This window comes from Streptomyces sp. NPDC090088, assembly GCF_044747345.1.
Classification (GTDB): domain Bacteria; phylum Actinomycetota; class Actinomycetes; order Streptomycetales; family Streptomycetaceae; genus Streptomyces.
Window position 1 is genome coordinate 600,847 of sequence record NZ_JBIVDZ010000002.1, and the last position, 15,605, is coordinate 616,451.

15 protein-coding genes are annotated in these 15,605 nt (G+C 71.1%); 10 read left to right on the forward strand and 5 right to left on the reverse strand.

Annotated features, from left to right (window positions below):
• Positions 1-79: 79 nt before the first annotated feature.
• Genes ACIPSJ_RS11475 through deoC form a run of 3 tightly spaced genes read right to left on the reverse strand, consistent with a single transcriptional unit; the run spans position 80 to position 3,370 of the window.
• A complete protein-coding gene (locus tag ACIPSJ_RS11475) occupies positions 80-967 on the reverse strand; it encodes an aldehyde dehydrogenase family protein (protein WP_401345224.1) in 888 nt (295 codons plus the stop codon).
• Complete coding sequence (locus tag ACIPSJ_RS11480) at positions 960-2,396, reverse strand: aldehyde dehydrogenase family protein (protein ID WP_359218122.1); 1,437 nt, start codon at positions 2,394-2,396, stop codon at positions 960-962. The genes ACIPSJ_RS11475 and ACIPSJ_RS11480 overlap by 8 nt, the downstream gene beginning before the upstream one ends.
• Before the next feature lie 20 nt (positions 2,397-2,416).
• A complete protein-coding gene (deoC, locus tag ACIPSJ_RS11485) occupies positions 2,417-3,370 on the reverse strand; it encodes a deoxyribose-phosphate aldolase (protein ID WP_359218174.1) in 954 nt (317 codons plus the stop codon).
• Positions 3,371-3,566: 196 nt separating this feature from the next.
• On the opposite strand from deoC, the gene ACIPSJ_RS11490 reads away from it, so the two are divergent.
• Positions 3,567-4,232 carry a PH domain-containing protein gene (locus ACIPSJ_RS11490; RefSeq protein WP_401345226.1) on the forward strand — a complete coding sequence of 222 codons (666 nt, stop codon included), beginning with the start codon at positions 3,567-3,569 and terminating at the stop codon, positions 4,230-4,232.
• A gap of 85 nt (positions 4,233-4,317) precedes the next feature.
• Here ACIPSJ_RS11490 and ACIPSJ_RS11495 read toward each other — a convergent pair whose 3' ends face one another.
• On the reverse strand, positions 4,318-4,776 hold the full coding sequence (locus ACIPSJ_RS11495) for an Lrp/AsnC family transcriptional regulator (RefSeq protein ID WP_355715577.1): 459 nt from the start codon (positions 4,774-4,776) through the stop codon (positions 4,318-4,320).
• A gap of 179 nt (positions 4,777-4,955) precedes the next feature.
• Between ACIPSJ_RS11495 and ACIPSJ_RS11500 the strand changes: the two genes are divergently transcribed.
• The 3 genes from ACIPSJ_RS11500 to ACIPSJ_RS11510 are packed head-to-tail and all read left to right on the forward strand — an operon-like array spanning position 4,956 to position 6,562.
• Positions 4,956-5,591, forward strand: coding sequence for an AzlC family ABC transporter permease (locus tag ACIPSJ_RS11500; protein WP_359218176.1), 636 nt, complete (start codon positions 4,956-4,958; stop codon positions 5,589-5,591).
• Entirely contained in the window at positions 5,584-5,913 is a 330-nt protein-coding gene (locus ACIPSJ_RS11505; protein WP_401345228.1) for a branched-chain amino acid transporter permease, read from the forward strand. Before ACIPSJ_RS11500 ends, ACIPSJ_RS11505 begins: the two co-directional genes overlap by 8 nt.
• Positions 5,914-5,956: 43 nt before the next feature.
• Complete coding sequence (locus tag ACIPSJ_RS11510; RefSeq protein WP_401345230.1) at positions 5,957-6,562, forward strand: TetR/AcrR family transcriptional regulator; 606 nt, start codon at positions 5,957-5,959, stop codon at positions 6,560-6,562.
• A 16-nt stretch (positions 6,563-6,578) separates the two neighbouring features.
• Here ACIPSJ_RS11510 and ACIPSJ_RS11515 read toward each other — a convergent pair whose 3' ends face one another.
• A complete protein-coding gene (locus ACIPSJ_RS11515) occupies positions 6,579-7,343 on the reverse strand; it encodes a glucose 1-dehydrogenase (protein WP_359218130.1) in 765 nt (254 codons plus the stop codon).
• A gap of 127 nt (positions 7,344-7,470) precedes the next feature.
• Between ACIPSJ_RS11515 and ACIPSJ_RS11520 the strand changes: the two genes are divergently transcribed.
• The 6 genes from ACIPSJ_RS11520 to ACIPSJ_RS11545 all read left to right on the forward strand — a co-directional run bounded on the left by ACIPSJ_RS11520 (position 7,471) and on the right by ACIPSJ_RS11545 (position 15,531).
• Positions 7,471-8,121 (forward strand): nucleotidyltransferase domain-containing protein, encoded by a 651-nt coding sequence (locus tag ACIPSJ_RS11520; RefSeq protein ID WP_359218132.1) that lies wholly within the window; start codon positions 7,471-7,473, stop codon positions 8,119-8,121.
• 284 nt (positions 8,122-8,405) lie between these two features.
• Complete coding sequence (locus tag ACIPSJ_RS11525; RefSeq protein ID WP_355715568.1) at positions 8,406-8,750, forward strand: hypothetical protein; 345 nt, start codon at positions 8,406-8,408, stop codon at positions 8,748-8,750.
• Between the two features lie 152 nt (positions 8,751-8,902).
• Positions 8,903-9,964 (forward strand): phosphate ABC transporter permease subunit PstC, encoded by a 1,062-nt coding sequence (gene pstC / locus ACIPSJ_RS11530; RefSeq protein WP_401345232.1) that lies wholly within the window; start codon positions 8,903-8,905, stop codon positions 9,962-9,964.
• A gap of 85 nt (positions 9,965-10,049) precedes the next feature.
• Positions 10,050-11,309, forward strand: a complete 1,260-nt coding sequence (gene pstA / locus ACIPSJ_RS11535; protein ID WP_401345233.1) for a phosphate ABC transporter permease PstA — start codon at positions 10,050-10,052, stop codon at positions 11,307-11,309.
• Positions 11,306-13,024 carry a phosphate ABC transporter substrate-binding protein PstS gene (gene pstS, locus ACIPSJ_RS11540; protein ID WP_401345234.1) on the forward strand — a complete coding sequence of 573 codons (1,719 nt, stop codon included), beginning with the start codon at positions 11,306-11,308 and terminating at the stop codon, positions 13,022-13,024. Before pstA ends, pstS begins: the two co-directional genes overlap by 4 nt.
• Positions 13,021-15,531 (forward strand): hypothetical protein, encoded by a 2,511-nt coding sequence (locus ACIPSJ_RS11545; protein WP_401345235.1) that lies wholly within the window; start codon positions 13,021-13,023, stop codon positions 15,529-15,531. The genes pstS and ACIPSJ_RS11545 overlap by 4 nt, the downstream gene beginning before the upstream one ends.
• Positions 15,532-15,605 lie beyond the last annotated feature (74 nt).

Genomic DNA, 15,605 nt, shown 5'->3' on the forward strand with positions numbered 1-15,605 from the left:
CCCGGCCGAAGGCTGGGGGAGGAACTGCGCGACCAGCCACGACCGGCCCGCAGTTCCCCACGCACAGAGGCGAATCGGTTCAGTACGACGAACCGGACGCTCCCAGCGCCCCCGTCGGGTGCCAGACCGTCTTCGTCTCCAGGAACGCGGTCATGCGGTCGGTCCCCGGCGCGGCCGTCCAGTCGTCCACAGGCTGTGGACGCAGGACGCGCTTCAGGTTGTCGGCCGCCGCGATCTCCAGCTCCTTCGCCAGCGCCTCGTCGGCGCCCGCGAGGTCGATCGCGTTGACGTCCTGGTGGGCCGCGAGGGGCGCCGCGATCTCCGCCGTACGGCCGGAGAGGATGTTGACGACCCCGCCGGGGACGTCGGAGGTGGCGAGGACCTCGGCGAGGGAGAGGGCCGGGAGCGGGGAGCTCTCGCTGGCGATCACCACCGCCGTGTTGCCCGTGGCGATCACCGGGGCCAGCACGCTCACCAGGCCCAGGAAGGACGACTCCTGCGGGGCCAGCACGGCGACGACGCCCGTCGGCTCGGGGGAGGAGAGGTTGAAGAACGGGCCCGCGACCGGGTTGCCGCCGCCGACCACCTGGGCGATCTTGTCGGTCCAGCCCGCGTACCAGACCCAGCGGTCCACGGTCGCGTCCACGACCGCGGCCGCCTTGGACTTGCCGAGGCCCTCCGCGTCGGCGACCTCGCGCACGAACTGGTCCCGGCGGCCCTCCAGCATCTCCGCGACGCGGTAGAGGACCTGGCCCCGGTTGTAGGCGGTCGCGCCCGCCCAGCCGCCGAACGCCTTGCGCGCGGCGACGACCGCGTCCCGGGCGTCCTTGCGGCTGGACTGCGGTGCGTTGGCGAGCCAGTTGCCCTTGGAGTCGGTCACCTCGTACACCCGGCCGCTCTCGGAACGCGGGAACTTCCCGCCGACGTACAGCTTGTAGGTCTTCAACACACTGAGTCGGTCAGACATCGAGGTACGCCTCCAGGCCGTGGCGACCGCCCTCGCGGCCGAAGCCCGACTCCTTGTATCCGCCGAACGGCGAGGTGGGGTCGAACTTGTTGAACGTGTTGGACCAGACGACACCGGCGCGCAGCTTGTTGGCCACGGCGAGGATCCTCGATCCCTTCTCGGTCCAGATGCCCGCCGAAAGGCCGTACTGGGTGTTGTTGGCCTTGGCGACGGCCTCGTCCGGGGTGCGGAAGGTGAGGACGGACAGGACCGGGCCGAAGATCTCGTCGCGGGCGATGGTGTGCGCCTGGGTGACGTTCGTGAAGAGCGTCGGGGCGAACCAGTAGCCGGAGGAGGGGAGTTCGCAGGCCGGGGACCAGCGCTCGGCGCCCTCCGCCTCGCCCTGGGCGGCAAGGGTGGTGATCCGGGCCAGCTGCTCGGCGGAGTTGATCGCGCCGATGTCCGTGTTCTTGTCGAGCGGGTCGCCGAGGCGGAGCGTCGACAGGCGGCGCTTGAGGGAGTCGAGCAGCTCGTCGTGGATCGACTCCTGGACGAGGAGGCGGGAGCCCGCGCAGCAGACCTGGCCCTGGTTGAAGAAGATCCCGGTGACGATCCCCTCCACCGCCTGGTCGATGGGGGCGTCGTCGAAGACGATGTTCGCGCCCTTGCCGCCCAGTTCGAGGGTGAGCTTCTTGCGGGTGCCCGCGACGGTCCGGGCGATCTCCTTGCCGACGGCGGTGGAGCCGGTGAAGGCGACCTTGTTCACGTCGGGGTGGGCGACGAGCGCGGCGCCCGCGTCGCCGTAGCCGGGAAGGATGTTGACGACGCCCTTGGGCAGGCCCGCCTGGCGGCAGATGTCCGCGAAGAACAGCGCCGACAGCGGGGTGGTCTCCGCCGGCTTGAGGACGACCGTGTTGCCCGTCGCCAGCGCCGGGGCGATCTTCCAGGCCAGCATCAGGAGCGGGAAGTTCCAGGGGATGACCTGGCCGGCCACGCCGAGCGGCCGCGGGTTCGCGCCGTAGCCCGCGTGGTCGAGCTTGTCGGCCCAGCCCGCGTAGTAGAAGAAGTGCGCGGCGACCAGGGGGAGGTCCGCGTCGCGGGTCTCCTTGATCGGCTTGCCGTTGTCCAGCGTCTCCAGGACGGCCAGCTCGCGGCTGCGCTCCTGGATGATGCGGGCGATGCGGAAGAGGTACTTGGCGCGCTCGGAACCCGGCAGCGCGGACCACTTCTCGAACGCCTTGCGGGCGGCCTTCACGGCACGGTCGACGTCCGCCTCGCCGGCCTGGGCGACCTCGGAGAGGACCTCCTCGGTCGACGGGCTGACGGTCTTGAAGACCTTGCCGTCGGCGGCGTCGGTGAACTCGCCGTCGATGAAGAGGCCGTAGGAGGGCGCGATGTCGACGACGGAGCGGGACTCGGGCGCCGGCGCGTACTCGAATGCGGTGGTCATCTTTTCCTTGGCCATGGTGATCAGTCCACCGTCACGTAGTCGGGGCCGGAGTAGCGGCCGGTGGCCAGCTTCTGACGCTGCATCAGCAGGTCGTTCAGGAGCGAGGAGGCGCCGAACCGGAACCAGTGGTTGTCCAGCCAGTCCGCACCGGCCGTCTCGTTGACGAGGACGAGGAACTTGATCGCGTCCTTGCTGGTCCGGATCCCGCCGGCGGGCTTCACGCCCACCTGGACACCGGTCTGCGCCCGGAAGTCGCGGACGGCCTCCAGCATGAGGAGGGTGTTCGCCGGGGTCGCGTTCACCGCCACCTTGCCGGTGGAGGTCTTGATGAAGTCGGCGCCCGCGAGCATGCCGAGCCAGGAGGCCCGGCGGATGTTGTCGTACGTCGACAGCTCGCCGGTCTCGAAGATGACCTTGAGGCGGGCCGCCGTTCCGCAGGCCTCGCGTACGGCGGTGATCTCGTCGTGGACCTTCAGGTAGTTCCCCGCGAGGAACGCGCCGCGGTCGATGACCATGTCGATCTCGTCGGCACCGGCGGCGACCGCGTCCCGCACGTCGGCCAGCTTCACGTCGAGCGCGGCGCGGCCGGCCGGGAAGGCGGTGGCGACGGAGGCGACCTTGACGGACGAGCCGGCCACGGCCTCCTTGGCGACGGCCACCATGTCGGGGTAGACACAGACGGCGGCCGTGGCGGGGGTCGTCCGGTCCGTCGGGTCCGGGTGGACCGCCTTGGCGCCGAGCGCCCGGACCTTGCCCGGGGTGTCCGCGCCTTCCAGCGTCGTCAGGTCGACCATCGAGATGGCGAGGTCGATGGCGTACGCCTTCGCGGTGGTCTTGATCGAACGGGTGCCGAGCGAGGCGGCACGCGCCTCCAGGCCGACCGCGTCGACGCCGGGCAGCCCGTGGAGGAAGCGGCGCAGTGTGCTGTCGGACGCGGTGACGTCAGCAAGTGCGTGGGGTGCGGTGGTGGGCATGGTCACCAGCCGAGCATATCTACGCGCGTAGCGGCTGTACACCCCGAGGGAACGGTTCTTGTGTGTGGGGGGCGGTGGGGTCACGCGCCCGTCAGGGGCGCGGGGAACTGCGCGACCAGCCACACGCAACCCGCACTCGCCCACCGGACGCACACCCCACGGCGCCCCCGCGCACGCCTGAGGCAGAATCGGCGACATGACCACGCCCCTCGTCAAGGACCACATCTACCGCTCGCCCCAGGCGCTGATCGGTGGTGTCCTGCTCCTCGTCATCGTCGGCTGGCTCGGCATCGACGCCCTGTTCCGGGGGAGCGGCCACACCCCCTGGCTCGCGCTCGCCGCGCTCATCCTCATCGTGCCGCTGGTCGTCGCCTTCACGCTCCGCCCGGCGGTGTTCGCGGGCGAGGACCGGCTGCGGGTGCGCAACCCGTTCCGGGTGATCACGCTGCCGTGGGGGGAGATCGCGTCGCTGCGCTCCGGCTACTCGAACGAGGTGATCGTCAAGTCGGGCGCGAAGTACCAGCTGTGGGCGATCCCCGTGTCCCTGCGCAGCCGCAAGAAGGCGGCCCGCCGGCAGGCGCGCGCGGAGACGGACGCGCGGCGCGGGCGGACGGGGTCCGGCGCGGGCGGCGGGCTGGGCGGGTTCGGTGGCTTCGGCGGCGGTCTGCGGGGTACGGACGAGCCGGCCGGGCCGGTGCGCGCGGAGACCGACAAGGTGATGGACGACCTGCGGACCACGCTGGAGACCAGGGGCGAGGCGGAGTCGGCACAGGGCGAGATCGTGGTGCGCTGGGCGTACGAGGTGATGGCGCCGGCGGTGGCGGGCGCGGTGCTGCTGGTGATTCTGCTGGCGGTGGGGTAGCGCCGGTCGGGGGCGCGCCGTAGGGGTGCGGGCCGGTGGCGGGCGCGGGCTGTGGGGTGCCCTGGGCGTCGGCCGGTCAGTCGCGTCAGTCGTCCGTCTTGATCTTCTTCATGGTCAGGTGGGACTCGACGCGCAGGATGCCCGGGAGGCCGGTGAGTTTGCCGGTGAGGAAGGTGTTGTAGGCGGCGTCGTCGGCGACGGCGACGCGGAGGAAGTAGTCGGGGCGGCCGTACATGCGGCGGAACTCGATGACCTCCTCGTAGGAGGAGAGCGTCTTCTCCAGGTTCTCGATGGTCCGCAGGTCGTTGGCGGAGACCTCGATGTCGATCATGACCTCCAGGCCCCGGCCGACGGCCTCCGGGTTGATGACGGCCCGGTAGCCGGTGATGACGCCGGCGTCCTCCAGGCGCTTGAGGCGGCGCAGGCACGGGGGCGGGGTGAGGCCCACCCGCTTGGCCAGTTCGACGTTGGTCAGACGGCCGTCCTGCCGCAGGTGAAACAAAATGTCCCGGTCGATGGCATCCAGGTGCAGTTCATTGCGCACACCATCAGCTTACGGGAATTATTGGAAACCATATGTGGCGACAATCCTCCTAAAATTTCAGCATGCGTACGGTTTCGGTCGCCGAGGGCGATCCCCCTCGTCCCGCCCCCGCCCCCGCTCCGGCCTCCCCGCCGGGGGCCCGGGCGGAGGCCCGCGCCGCCCTCAGGGACTCCGCCTCCGTGGGGCTCGGTCTGCTCCCGCTCGGCCTCGCCTTCGGGGTGCTGATCGTCCACGCGGGTCTGCCGTGGTGGTGCGCGAGCCTGTTCACCGCCGTCGTCTACGCGGGCTCGTTCGAGTTCCTGCTCGTGAACCTGGCTCTCGCGGTCACCCCGCTGGCGACGGTCGCGCTGACCGCCTTCCTGGTCAACGTCCGGCACGTGTTCTACGCGCTGTCCTTCCCCCTCGACCGGATACCCGGGCCGCTCGGCAAGGCCTACGGCACCTTCGCCCTGACCGACGAGGCCTACGCCCTGACCACCGGTGACCGGGCCCGGTCCTGGTCCGGCGCCCGCGTCCTGTGGCTGCAGCTGTTCATGCAGTCGTACTGGGTCGGCGGCGCCACCGTCGGCGCCCTGCTCGGCTCGGCCGTGCCGGACGGCGTCGGCGGTCTGGACTTCGCGATGACCGCCCTGTTCGCCGTCCTCGCCCTGGACGCCGTCCGGGAGCGGCGCGGCGATCTGCCCACCCCGGTGCTCGCTCTGCTCAGCGCCCTGGTCGCGCGGCTGGTGCTGCCCGGCCAGATGCTGCTGGTCGCGTTCACCCTGTTCACCGCCGCGCTGCTGGTCCGGAGCCGCAAGGAGGAGTCCCGTGCCTGACACCCGTTACCTGCTGCTGGCCGTCGGCGTCTCGGCCGCCGTCACCTGGGCGCTGCGCGCACTGCCGTTCACCGTCCTGGCCTCGCTGCGGGCCAGCCGGACCGTGCAGTACCTGGGGGCGCGGATGCCCGCCGGCGTCATGGTGATCCTGTTCGTCTACTGCCTGCGCGACCTCCCGCTGACCCAGTCCCGCGCGCTCGCGCCCCTGGCCGCCCTGGCGGTCACCGTCGGGCTGCACCTGTGGCGCCGCAACGCGTTGCTGAGCATCATCGGCGGCACCGTCGTCAGCGTGGCCCTGGCCAGCACGGTCTTCGCCGGCTGACCCCTACAGTGGACCGTACAGTCCACTCCGTGGAGGTCGGCCGATGCGCAAGGAACTGACGGCCAAGGGCAGGGCCACCCGGCGCCGGATCGTCGAGGGGGCCGCCGAGGTCCTGCGGGAGCGGGGCGTCGGGACGGTCACCCTGGACGACGTCATGGCGCGCACCGGCACCAGCAAGAGCCAGCTCTTCCACTACTTCCCGGCCGGCAAGGACGAACTGCTGCTCGCCGTCGCGGAGTTCGAGGCGGAGCAGGTGATGGAGGACCAGCAGCCGTACCTGGGCCGCCTGGAGTCCTGGGCGGACTGGGAGCGGTGGCGGGACGTGGTGGTCGAGCGGTACGAGGAACAGGGGGACACCTGTCCGCTCGGGTCGCTCTTCCTCCAGGTCGGCCGGTCGACACCGGGGGCGCGGGCGATCGTGGTCGGGCTGCTGCGGCGGTGGCAGGAGAGCCTGGCGGCGGGCATCCGCGCGGTGCGCGCGAACACCGGACCGGGGGCCGATGTGGACATCGACGCGCGGGCCGCCGCCCTGCTCGCCGCGATCCAGGGCGGGGTGTCCATCCTGCTGTCGACCGGTGACTCCGCCCACCTCCGCGCCGCCCTCGACCAGGGGATCGCGGACCTGCGGCGCGACCTGACGCCGACCTGACCCCGACGGGGCGCGGCTAGGCGGCGACGACCGCAGCCGTCGTACGGCCGCCGTCCACGTCGAGCACGACCCCGTGCACGAAGGACGACTCGTCGGCCGCCAGATACACCGCCGCGCTCGCGATCTCCTCCGGTGTGCCCATCCGGCCCGCCGGCGTCCCCTTCATCATGGCCTCGGCGATCCCGGCGTCCTCGGCGCCGGCCGGCAGCACCACGCCCGGGGAGATCGCGTTCACCCGCACGCCCCGGGGCCCGAACTCCGCCGCCCAGGCCCGGGTGAGCGTCTCCACAGCCCCCTTGGTGGAGCTGTACAGCGCGCCGACGGGGATGCCGAGGCGGGCGATCCAGGACCCCAGGTTGACGATCGCCCCGCCGCCGGCCTCCGCCATGGCGGGTGCCACGGCCGCCGTCAGGAAGAACGGGGCCTTGACGTTGACCGCGTACACCTCGTCGAAGGTCTTCTCGTCGGTGGCGGTGGTGGCGTCTCCGGGGTAGATGCCCGCGTTGTTGACGAGCACGTCGATACGGCCGCCCAGCGCCCGGGCCGCCTCCTCGGCCAGTGCCCGCGAGGCGGCCGCGCCGCCGTCCAGGTCCGCCCGGACGAAGTCGGCCCGTCCGCCGAGGGCGCGGATCCCGTCCACCACCTCCGCACCGCGTCCGGCGCTGCGCCCCGAGACGACGACATGCGCCCCCTCCGCGGCGAACGCCTCCGCGATCGCCCGCCCGATGTTGCTGGTCGCACCCGTCACGAGCGCGGTCTTTCCCGCCAGTCGCATGGCCATGATCAGATCTCCGTCCCACTTGGTTCCCCGTCGGGTGCGGACCACTGTGCGCCGAGGAAAATGGACCGGCAAGTCCAGAAACCGGGGTGCCTGACGGGGTGCCTGCCAAGGGAGCTACGGTGCTTCGATGACCGATTCCCCGACGCCCGGCGGTGTGGTTCTCGGCGCGGACGAACTGGCTGCCCGATGGGCGGACGCCTGGCGGCCGGAGCGGGTCGCGGAGCGGTTGGAGGGGGTCGGGACGCCCTGGTGTGTCGTGGCGGGGTGGGCGCTGGACCTGTTCCGCGGCGAGGAGTCGCGGCGCCATGGTGATCTGGAGATCGCGGTGCCCGCGGCGGGGTTCGCGGAGGTGCGGAACCGCTTTCGCGCGTACGCGTTCGACGCGGTGGGCTCGGGGCGGATCTGGGCGGATGCGGGGGCCGCGGAGCTCGCGGCCACGTACCAGACCTGGGTACGGGATCCGGCGAGCGGCCGGTTCCTCTTCGACGTCTTCCGCGAGCCGCACGAGGGCGGGACCTGGATCTGCCGGCGGGACGAGAGGCTGCGGCTGCCGTACGACGCGGTCGTCGAACGTACGGCGGACGGCATTCCCTACCTGGTGCCGGAGTTGGTGCTGCTGTTCAAGGCGAAGGGGACGCGGCCCAAGGACCAGGCCGACTTCGACGGGGTGCTGCCGCTGCTGGGCGGGGCGCGGCGCGCGGCTCTCGGCGGGTGGCTGCGGCGCGTACATCCGGGGCATCCCTGGCTGGCGCCACTGGCGGGCCCGGCGGGGCGCTGACAGGGCGGCCGCCGGATGCCGGGCGCCCCAATTGGCAACGTTGTCCCGGTCCGGGTGGGAGCGCTTTCCCTGTGTCTTGCCTACGGGTTACCTAGGGGATACCTCTACATGAAGCGTGGCCTCGGCAGTCAGTTTTGTCCGGGCGTCGCCACCTACGTCTCAGTAGATTGCTGCTGCCGCCCCAGAGTGCCGTACCTGCGGATTTTACTTACCTATTGGGCGGTGGGGGTGGGGACATGGAGCGGTCCGAGAGGGCGGCAAGACCTGCCGCTGGGACGACGGGCATGAGATGCCAGGTGGACATCGACGGGCAGGGCAGGTTCGGCTGGCGCCTGGTGGCGCCGAACGGGAGATCGGTGGCGGTCTCGCTCACCGCGCACGACAGCCACGCCCGATGTCGCGCCGCGTTCCACCGCATGTGCGCGTTGCACTCCCGCACGGGGGGCGGAGTGCAGCACGGCTCGGACGGGGGCGGCTGGGTGTGGGTGGTCTGGGACGACTCCGGCCGTCATCTGGCCGGTTCGGCGCGGACCTACGAGCGGCATGCCACCTGCCGTGCGTCCTACGACCGGTTCCGCGCGATGATCGCCGAACTGGTATATGCCGGGCCCGAGTTATGGGGCGAGTGAGCCACGGCTGATCCGCACGTCAACCGGGCCTGGAGAGGCCCTGGCCGGAGGTGAGGCGTGCCTGTGCGGCGGGGTCCGATGTTGCCCTTAGGGAACCCGTAGTTCACACCTCAGGATGTGCATGTCAACCGATGACACGGAGTGTCGGGACCGTGCCCTCGCTGAGAAGAACCAGACAGCCGCAGCCCGTGATCGCGGGCGTCGGCTCCGTCGACGCCGAAGCCGACGTCGGCGAACCCGACGTACGCCGACGCCTGTACGCCGATCCCGGGCTGCCCGACCGGGTGTTCCGCACGGTGCTGCGCTCGGGCGGCGGTCTCGTGCTGGCCGTGATGCTGCTCGTCGGCGGCTTCCTGCTCTACCGGGCCTGGCTGGCGCTCGACAAGGCCGGCTGGTCGTTCCTGACCACCGCCGAATGGGAGCCCGGCAGCGGGAAGTTCGGCATCGCCGCCGTCATCGTCGGGACCATCCTGATCGCGACCGTCGCGGTGCTCGTGGCCGTGCCCCTCGCCACCGGTGCCGCGCTGTACATCGCCGAGTACGCCTCGCCGCGGCTGCGCCGGACACTGATCAGCGTCGTCGACCTGATGGCCGCCGTGCCCTCCGTGGTCTACGGCCTGTGGGGCGTGTTCTTCCTCCAGGACAAGGTCCTGCCGATCGCCCGCTGGATCTCCACCTACTTCGGCTGGATCCCCGTCTTCGACGTGCAGGGCGCCGACCCGAACGACCCGCTGGCGCCCGAGAGCATCTACACCTCCTCGACGTTCATCGCGGGACTCGTCGTCGGCATGATGATCGCCCCCATCATCTGCTCGATCATGCGCGAGGTCTTCTCGCAGGCGCCCGCGGGCGAGCGCGAGGGCGCCTACGCGCTCGGCGCCACCCGCTGGGGCATGATCCGCAGCGTGGTGCTGCCCTTCGGGCGCGGCGGGATGATCGGCGGCACGATGCTCGGGCTCGGCCGCGCGCTGGGCGAGACGATCGCCGTCTTCATGATCATCTCGGTGACCTTCTCGGTCCAGTGGCACATCCTGCAGTCCGGTACCAGCTCGGTCTCCTCGCTGATCGCCCTGCGGTACGGCGAGGCGAGCGAGTTCAGCATGTCCGCGCTGATGGCGGCCGGATTCTCGCTGTTCGTCATGACGCTGATCGTCAACTTCGCCGCCTCCTCCATCGTCGCCCGCTCCCGCTCGGGCGCGGCGAGCGACGCGTGACGAGCCCCGCCTCCCCGGTATCGCCCCCCACGGCGTCCGCACGTCCCGTCCGTCACACAGGTACGCCACACAGGAATGAGCGACCATGACCGTTGCCCCTGAAGCGCCAGGCGCGCGTCAGGCGACCGGACGCCCGGGCACCACGCTGCCGGGCCCGGCCCGCGGCGCCGATCCGGCCGGCGAGCGCCGCCGCGCCCTGACGCAGCTGCACGCCACCGACGTGTACGCCATGGCCGGAGCCGCCACCGCCGCGCTGTCCATCACCTGGCTGCTGTTCCACTGGCTGCTGCCGTTCAACGGCGCCGTCGGCTTCGTCGTCGTCGCGTACGTCCTCTTCCTGCTGGTGTACGCCCTGCTGGTCTCCTTCGACGAGGACGGGCCCGCGATCGTCGACCGGATCGCGGCGGCGATCGTACGGTCGATGGGTCTGCTGCTCGTCGTGATCCTCGCGTTCGTCGTGTTCTACGCGCTGGTCCAGGGCCGCAAGGCACTGGTGCACCTGAACTTCTTCACCCAGAGCATGGAGCTGGCCGGCCCGCTGGAGCCGCTCGGCGTGGGCGGCGCCCTGCACGCGGCGGCCGGCACCCTGATCATGATCACCATCGCGCTGCTGATCACCGTCCCGGCCGGGCTGGTCTGCGCGGTGTTCCTCAACGAGGTGCCCGGCGCCTACGCCCGGTTCGTGCGGACCATCGTCGAGGCGATGACGGCGTTGCCGTCGGTCGTCGCGGGTCTGTTCATCTACGCCACCGTGATCCTCGGCCTGGGCCTGGACCAGTCGGGACTCGCCGCCGGCCTCGCCCTCTCGGTGATGATGCTGCCGATCATCATCAGGGCCGCCGACGTCGTCATCCGGCTGGTCCCCGGCACCCTGCGCGAGGCCAGCTACGCGATGGGCACGAGCCGCTGGCGCACCGTCTGGCACGTGGTGCTGCCGACCTGCCGCTCGGGTCTGACGACCGCCGTCATCCTCGGCACCGCGCGCGGCATCGGCGAGACCTCCCCGGTCCTGCTGACCGCGGGCTTCACCAACGAGCTCAACCTCAACCCCTTCCACGACCCGATGGTCTCCCTGCCGCTGGTCACCTTCGAGTTCGTCAAGTCGCCCGAGCCGAACATGATCTCGCGCGGCTTCGGTACGGCGGCCCTGCTCATGGCGCTGGTGCTGCTGCTGTTCGTCGCCGCCCGCATCGTCGGCGGCCGGGGCCCCGGCCATCTCACCAGCCGTCAGGAACACCGGCGCGTCCTCGCGTCCCGGCGTGACGCGCGTCGATTCGCCGAGCGCCGCCCGACGGCCGACCTCGTCACCACCCCTGTCGCATCCGATTCCGGGAGTTCGTCGTGAAACCCGCCACTCGTTTCCGGCTGGCGGCCACCGCGCTGTCACTGGTGTCCCTGCTGTCCGCCCTGCTCGCCGTCCAGCCGCAGCCCGCCGCCGCGGCCTCCTACGCCAAGATCACCGGCTCCGGCTCCACCTGGAGCTCCAACGCCGTCCAGCAGTGGGTCCGCAACGTCAAGGCCAACTACGGCATGACGGTCAACTTCACGGCCAACGGCTCCTCCCAGGGCCGTGAGCAGTTCAAGAACAGCACCGTCGACTTCGCGGTCTCCGAGATCCCCTACGGCCTCAAGGAACAGGGCGTCACCGACACCCCGCCGAGCCGCGGCTACGCCTACATGCCGATCGTGGCCGGCGGCACGGCGTTCATGTACAACCTCAAGATCAACGGCAAGATGGTGACCAACCTCCGGCTGTCCGGGGACGTCGTCACCAAGATCTTCACCGGAAAGATCACCCGCTGGAACGACCCCGCGATCGCCGCCGACAACCCGGGCCTGAACATGCCGGCCCGCGCGATCGTCCCGGTCGTCCGCTCCGACGGCTCCGGCACCAGCGCCCAGTTCACCATGTGGATGTCGAAGCAGTACGGCTCCCTGTGGGCCGACTACTGCTCGCGCACCGGCCGCGGCAGCGGCAACTGCGGCATGACCTCCAACTACCCGCTGCTCAGCGGCTCCGCGATGATCGCCAAGTCCGGCTCGCTCGGCGTCTCCGGCCATGTCCGCCAGCCCTCCGGCGAGGGCGCCATCACCTACGTCGAGTACTCCTACGCCAAGAACACCGGCTTCCCCGTGGCCAAGGTGCTCAACAAGGACGGCTACTACGTGGAGCCGACCGCCGCGAGCGTCGCGGTGGCGCTGACCAAGGCCGAGATCAACGAGAACAAGTCGTCGGTCAACTACCTGACCCAGATCCTCGACGGCGTCTACACCAACGCCGACGCCCGTACCTACCCGCTGTCCAGCTACAGCTACATGATCCTGCCGACGAAGGTGGAGTCCGGTTTCACCGCGGCCAAGGGCAACTCGCTGGGCACGTTCGGCCGTTACTTCCTCTGCGACGGCCAGCAGCAGGCGGACGACCTCGGCTACTCGCCGCTGCCGAAGAACCTCGTCCAGGCGGGCTTCGACCAGCTCCGCAAGGTCCCCGGCGCGCCCACCGGCTCCATCAACATCAACACCTGCCGCAACCCCACCTTCTCCGGCGGGGTCAACACCCTGATCAAGAACGCCCCGTACCCCAAGTCCTGCGACAAGAAGGGGCCGACGCAGTGCACCACCGGCACGGCGGGTGCCTCGGGCACCGACACCCCGGTGAAGCCGGGCGCGACGGGCGGCGGTAGCTCCTCGGGCGGCTCCGGGTCCGCGTCCGGCGGTTCGTCGTCCGGCGGTTCGGCCGCCACGGGCGGCAGCGGCACGGGCGGTACGGACACCAACGGCGACGGGAAGTCCGACGCGAGCGCCGGCGCCGCGGCCGGCGGTACCTCGGGGGCGAGCGTCGACCCCGACACCGGCGAGGTGGTCAGCGGCGACGGGGCGAGCACCGGCGACACGAACGTGGCCGCCAACCCCGTCGCCCTCGCCGCCGACAACGGCCTCGGGATGCGCGGCGCCCTGATGGCCCTGTCCGCGGTCCTGCTCGTCGCGGTGGTCCTGGGGCCACCGCTCACCGCGCGGCTGCTCGCGGGACGTTCGCGCCGCCGTGAGGGGGAGCTGTGACGAGACGGCCGACGACGACACGGATGTCGCCCGGCCGGCGCCGGGTGACCGCGGGGGTGGGGTGCCTGCTCTCCGCGCTGGTGCTGGCGGTGCTGCCGCTGCCCAGGGGGGCGGACCAGGCGCGGGCGGCCACGACGGAGAGTTCGGCCGTGACCAAGAGCGGGGCGAAGGGGGTGTACGGGGACGACTTCTCGGATCTCAAGGTCACCGTGCACCAGACGAAGGACCTGACCGGGCAGGGCGTGCGGGTGACGTGGACGGGCGGGAAGCCGTCCACCAACTCCGAGACCGACTTCCTGTCGGTCATGCAGTGCTGGGGGGACGCGGACTCCGGGCCGGACCGTACGCAGTGCGAGTTCGGACTGGCGGCGGGCGGGCAGAACGGGGACGGCCGGGCCGTGGCCCAGGGCGTCACCTCGGGCCATGACCCGCTGGAATCCGACGCCGCCACCCCGGTCGACAAGAACGGCACCCACTATGTGCCGTTCCGGCCGGTCGAGGGGCAGGGGGACCCCACCGCCGGCCCCACCGACACCACGTACTTCACCGACGGGGACACCAACGCCGACCCGTTCATGCCGAACGACGGGGACGGCGGCGGCGACATCTCGTTCGAGCTGAAGTCGGCCGTGGAACAACCGGCCCTGGGCTGCGGCGCCCGCACCACGTCGGCCGGCGGCATCCAGCCGTGCTGGCTGGTGGTCGTGCCCCGCGGCACCCACGACCCCAACGGGCAGACGCACACCGGGGGTGCCCAGGTCACCTCCTCGCTCAGCCGGTCGAACTGGGACCAGCGCATCGTGTTCCGGCTCGGCTTCGCGCCGGTCACGGACAACTGCGACCCGGACAAGCCCGAGCGCGGGATCATGGGGTCCGAACTGGCCACCGACGCCATCACGTCCTGGCAGACCGCGCTGTGCAGGACCGGGACCTACCGGTTCAACTTCACCCAGTCCGGCGAGGGACAGGCCAGGTCCGCCGTGACCTCGGGCGACTCGGAGGCCGGGCTCGCCCTGACGGTGGATCCCGTCGAGCCGGTCGACGGGCAGGCCCAGGTGGTGCACGCGCCGGTCGCGGTCAGCGGCCTGACGATCGGCTTCGTCTGGATGTACACGCACACGACCGGAGAGGGCGACGACCTGCACAGTGAACAGCTGCCGCTGACGGAGCTCAGGCTCAACCAGCGACTGCTGGCCAAGGTGCTCACCCAGTCCTACCCCTTCAGCGTGACCCAGCCGAGCGACGGCGTTCCCGACTACCTCGCCGGCAACCCGGAGTCCATCGTCAAGGACCCTGAATTCCTCAAGCTGAATCCAGGTCTCCAGGGCCAGGCCGCCGTCAATGCGCCGCTGGGTCTGGCCGTCACGGCGGACAACACCGATTCCGCCCGGCTGGTATGGAAATACATTCTGGCGGACTCCGACGCGAAGGAGTTCATCGAAGGGAAGAAAGACCCCTGGGGAATGAAGGTGAACCCTGCCTACAAGGACGGGGTCATATCGAATTCCCTGGATTTCTTCCCCAAGACGGATCTCACGCCCACCCAGGTCGTCTGCCTCACCGGCAACGTGACGCGCACCGCGCAGGACGTGGTCCCCTATGTCAACGACATGCACGACGGGGCGCTGAAGGTACGCCGCGGTTCCATCGGCACCGCGTACACGTGCGCGTCGGGCGATCCGCTGCCGAGACTGTCGGCCGAACCCCGTCCGATCCCCACGAACCAGCGGCAGTACGGCATCGTCGACAACGCCTCCGCGGTGCGCTACCAGCTGGGCGCCGCCGCCCTGCCGAACGCCGACGGGGACTACGTCACGCCGACCGACGCGTCCCTGCTCAAGGCGGTCGCCGAGATGCCCGACTCGGACGTGGCCGGCGTCAAGACGTCCGACCCCGCGAAGATGAGGGACGGGGCCTACCCGCTGACCGCCGTGGTCTACGCGGCGTCCTCGCTCGACCAGGCCGAGGACGCCCGCCAGGACTACGCCAAGGTGATGCGGTACGCGGCCGGTGCGGGACAGACCCAGGGCGCCGCCAAGGGTGAACTGCCCTATGGATACGCCCCGTTGCCCGCCGCCATGCGCACGCAGGCAGAGCAGGCGGCCGACCGGCTGGAGAAGGGCGTGACCGCCGCCGACGGGTCCTCGGGCGGCACGTCCTCAGGCGGCGACGACCTGAGCGGTACCGGCGGTGGCGGCGCGGCCGGCGGCGGCGTGACCGGCGGCAGCGGCGACGGCTCCGCCGGGACCTCGGGCGGCGCGGCCGGCGGCGCGGGCGCGTCGGGCACTCCCCGGCCCTCCACCACCCCGAGCGAGACCGACCCGGCCAAGCAGAACGTGGCCCAGTCCGGCGGCTACACCCCCTCGGAGGTGCTCGGGCTGATCCGCTGGGTACTGCTCGGAGTCCTCGTCGCGGGCGGAGCGGCGGCCCTTTCCGGGCCGGTGATGGTGCGGCTGTCGGTGCGCGGGGCGGCCTCGACGAATATCCCTGGAGGAAAACCCGAGTAACCGTCGGATTCCCGTTCCCGGGGCGTATCCGGGCCCCGGGAACGGGAATCCGCACACCGCCTGGTGAGTTCCCT

What these genes read in the sequence shown, in the direction of transcription:
- ACIPSJ_RS11520 (WP_359218132.1), top strand. Translation starts at nt 7,471, where the DNA reads ATGACCGATTCCCCGACGCCCGGCGGTGTGGTTCTCGGCGCGGACGAA.
- ACIPSJ_RS11480 (WP_359218122.1), bottom strand. Translation starts at nt 2,396, where the DNA reads ATGACCACCGCATTCGAGTACGCGCCGGCGCCCGAGTCCCGCTCCGTC.
- ACIPSJ_RS11510 (WP_401345230.1), top strand. Translation starts at nt 5,957, where the DNA reads ATGCGCAAGGAACTGACGGCCAAGGGCAGGGCCACCCGGCGCCGGATC.
- ACIPSJ_RS11490 (WP_401345226.1), top strand. Translation starts at nt 3,567, where the DNA reads ATGACCACGCCCCTCGTCAAGGACCACATCTACCGCTCGCCCCAGGCG.
- pstA (WP_401345233.1), top strand. Translation starts at nt 10,050, where the DNA reads ATGACCGTTGCCCCTGAAGCGCCAGGCGCGCGTCAGGCGACCGGACGC.
- deoC (WP_359218174.1), bottom strand. Translation starts at nt 3,370, where the DNA reads ATGCCCACCACCGCACCCCACGCACTTGCTGACGTCACCGCGTCCGAC.
- ACIPSJ_RS11515 (WP_359218130.1), bottom strand. Translation starts at nt 7,343, where the DNA reads ATGGCCATGCGACTGGCGGGAAAGACCGCGCTCGTGACGGGTGCGACC.
- ACIPSJ_RS11525 (WP_355715568.1), top strand. Translation starts at nt 8,406, where the DNA reads ATGAGATGCCAGGTGGACATCGACGGGCAGGGCAGGTTCGGCTGGCGC.
- ACIPSJ_RS11475 (WP_401345224.1), bottom strand. Translation starts at nt 967, where the DNA reads ATGTCTGACCGACTCAGTGTGTTGAAGACCTACAAGCTGTACGTCGGC.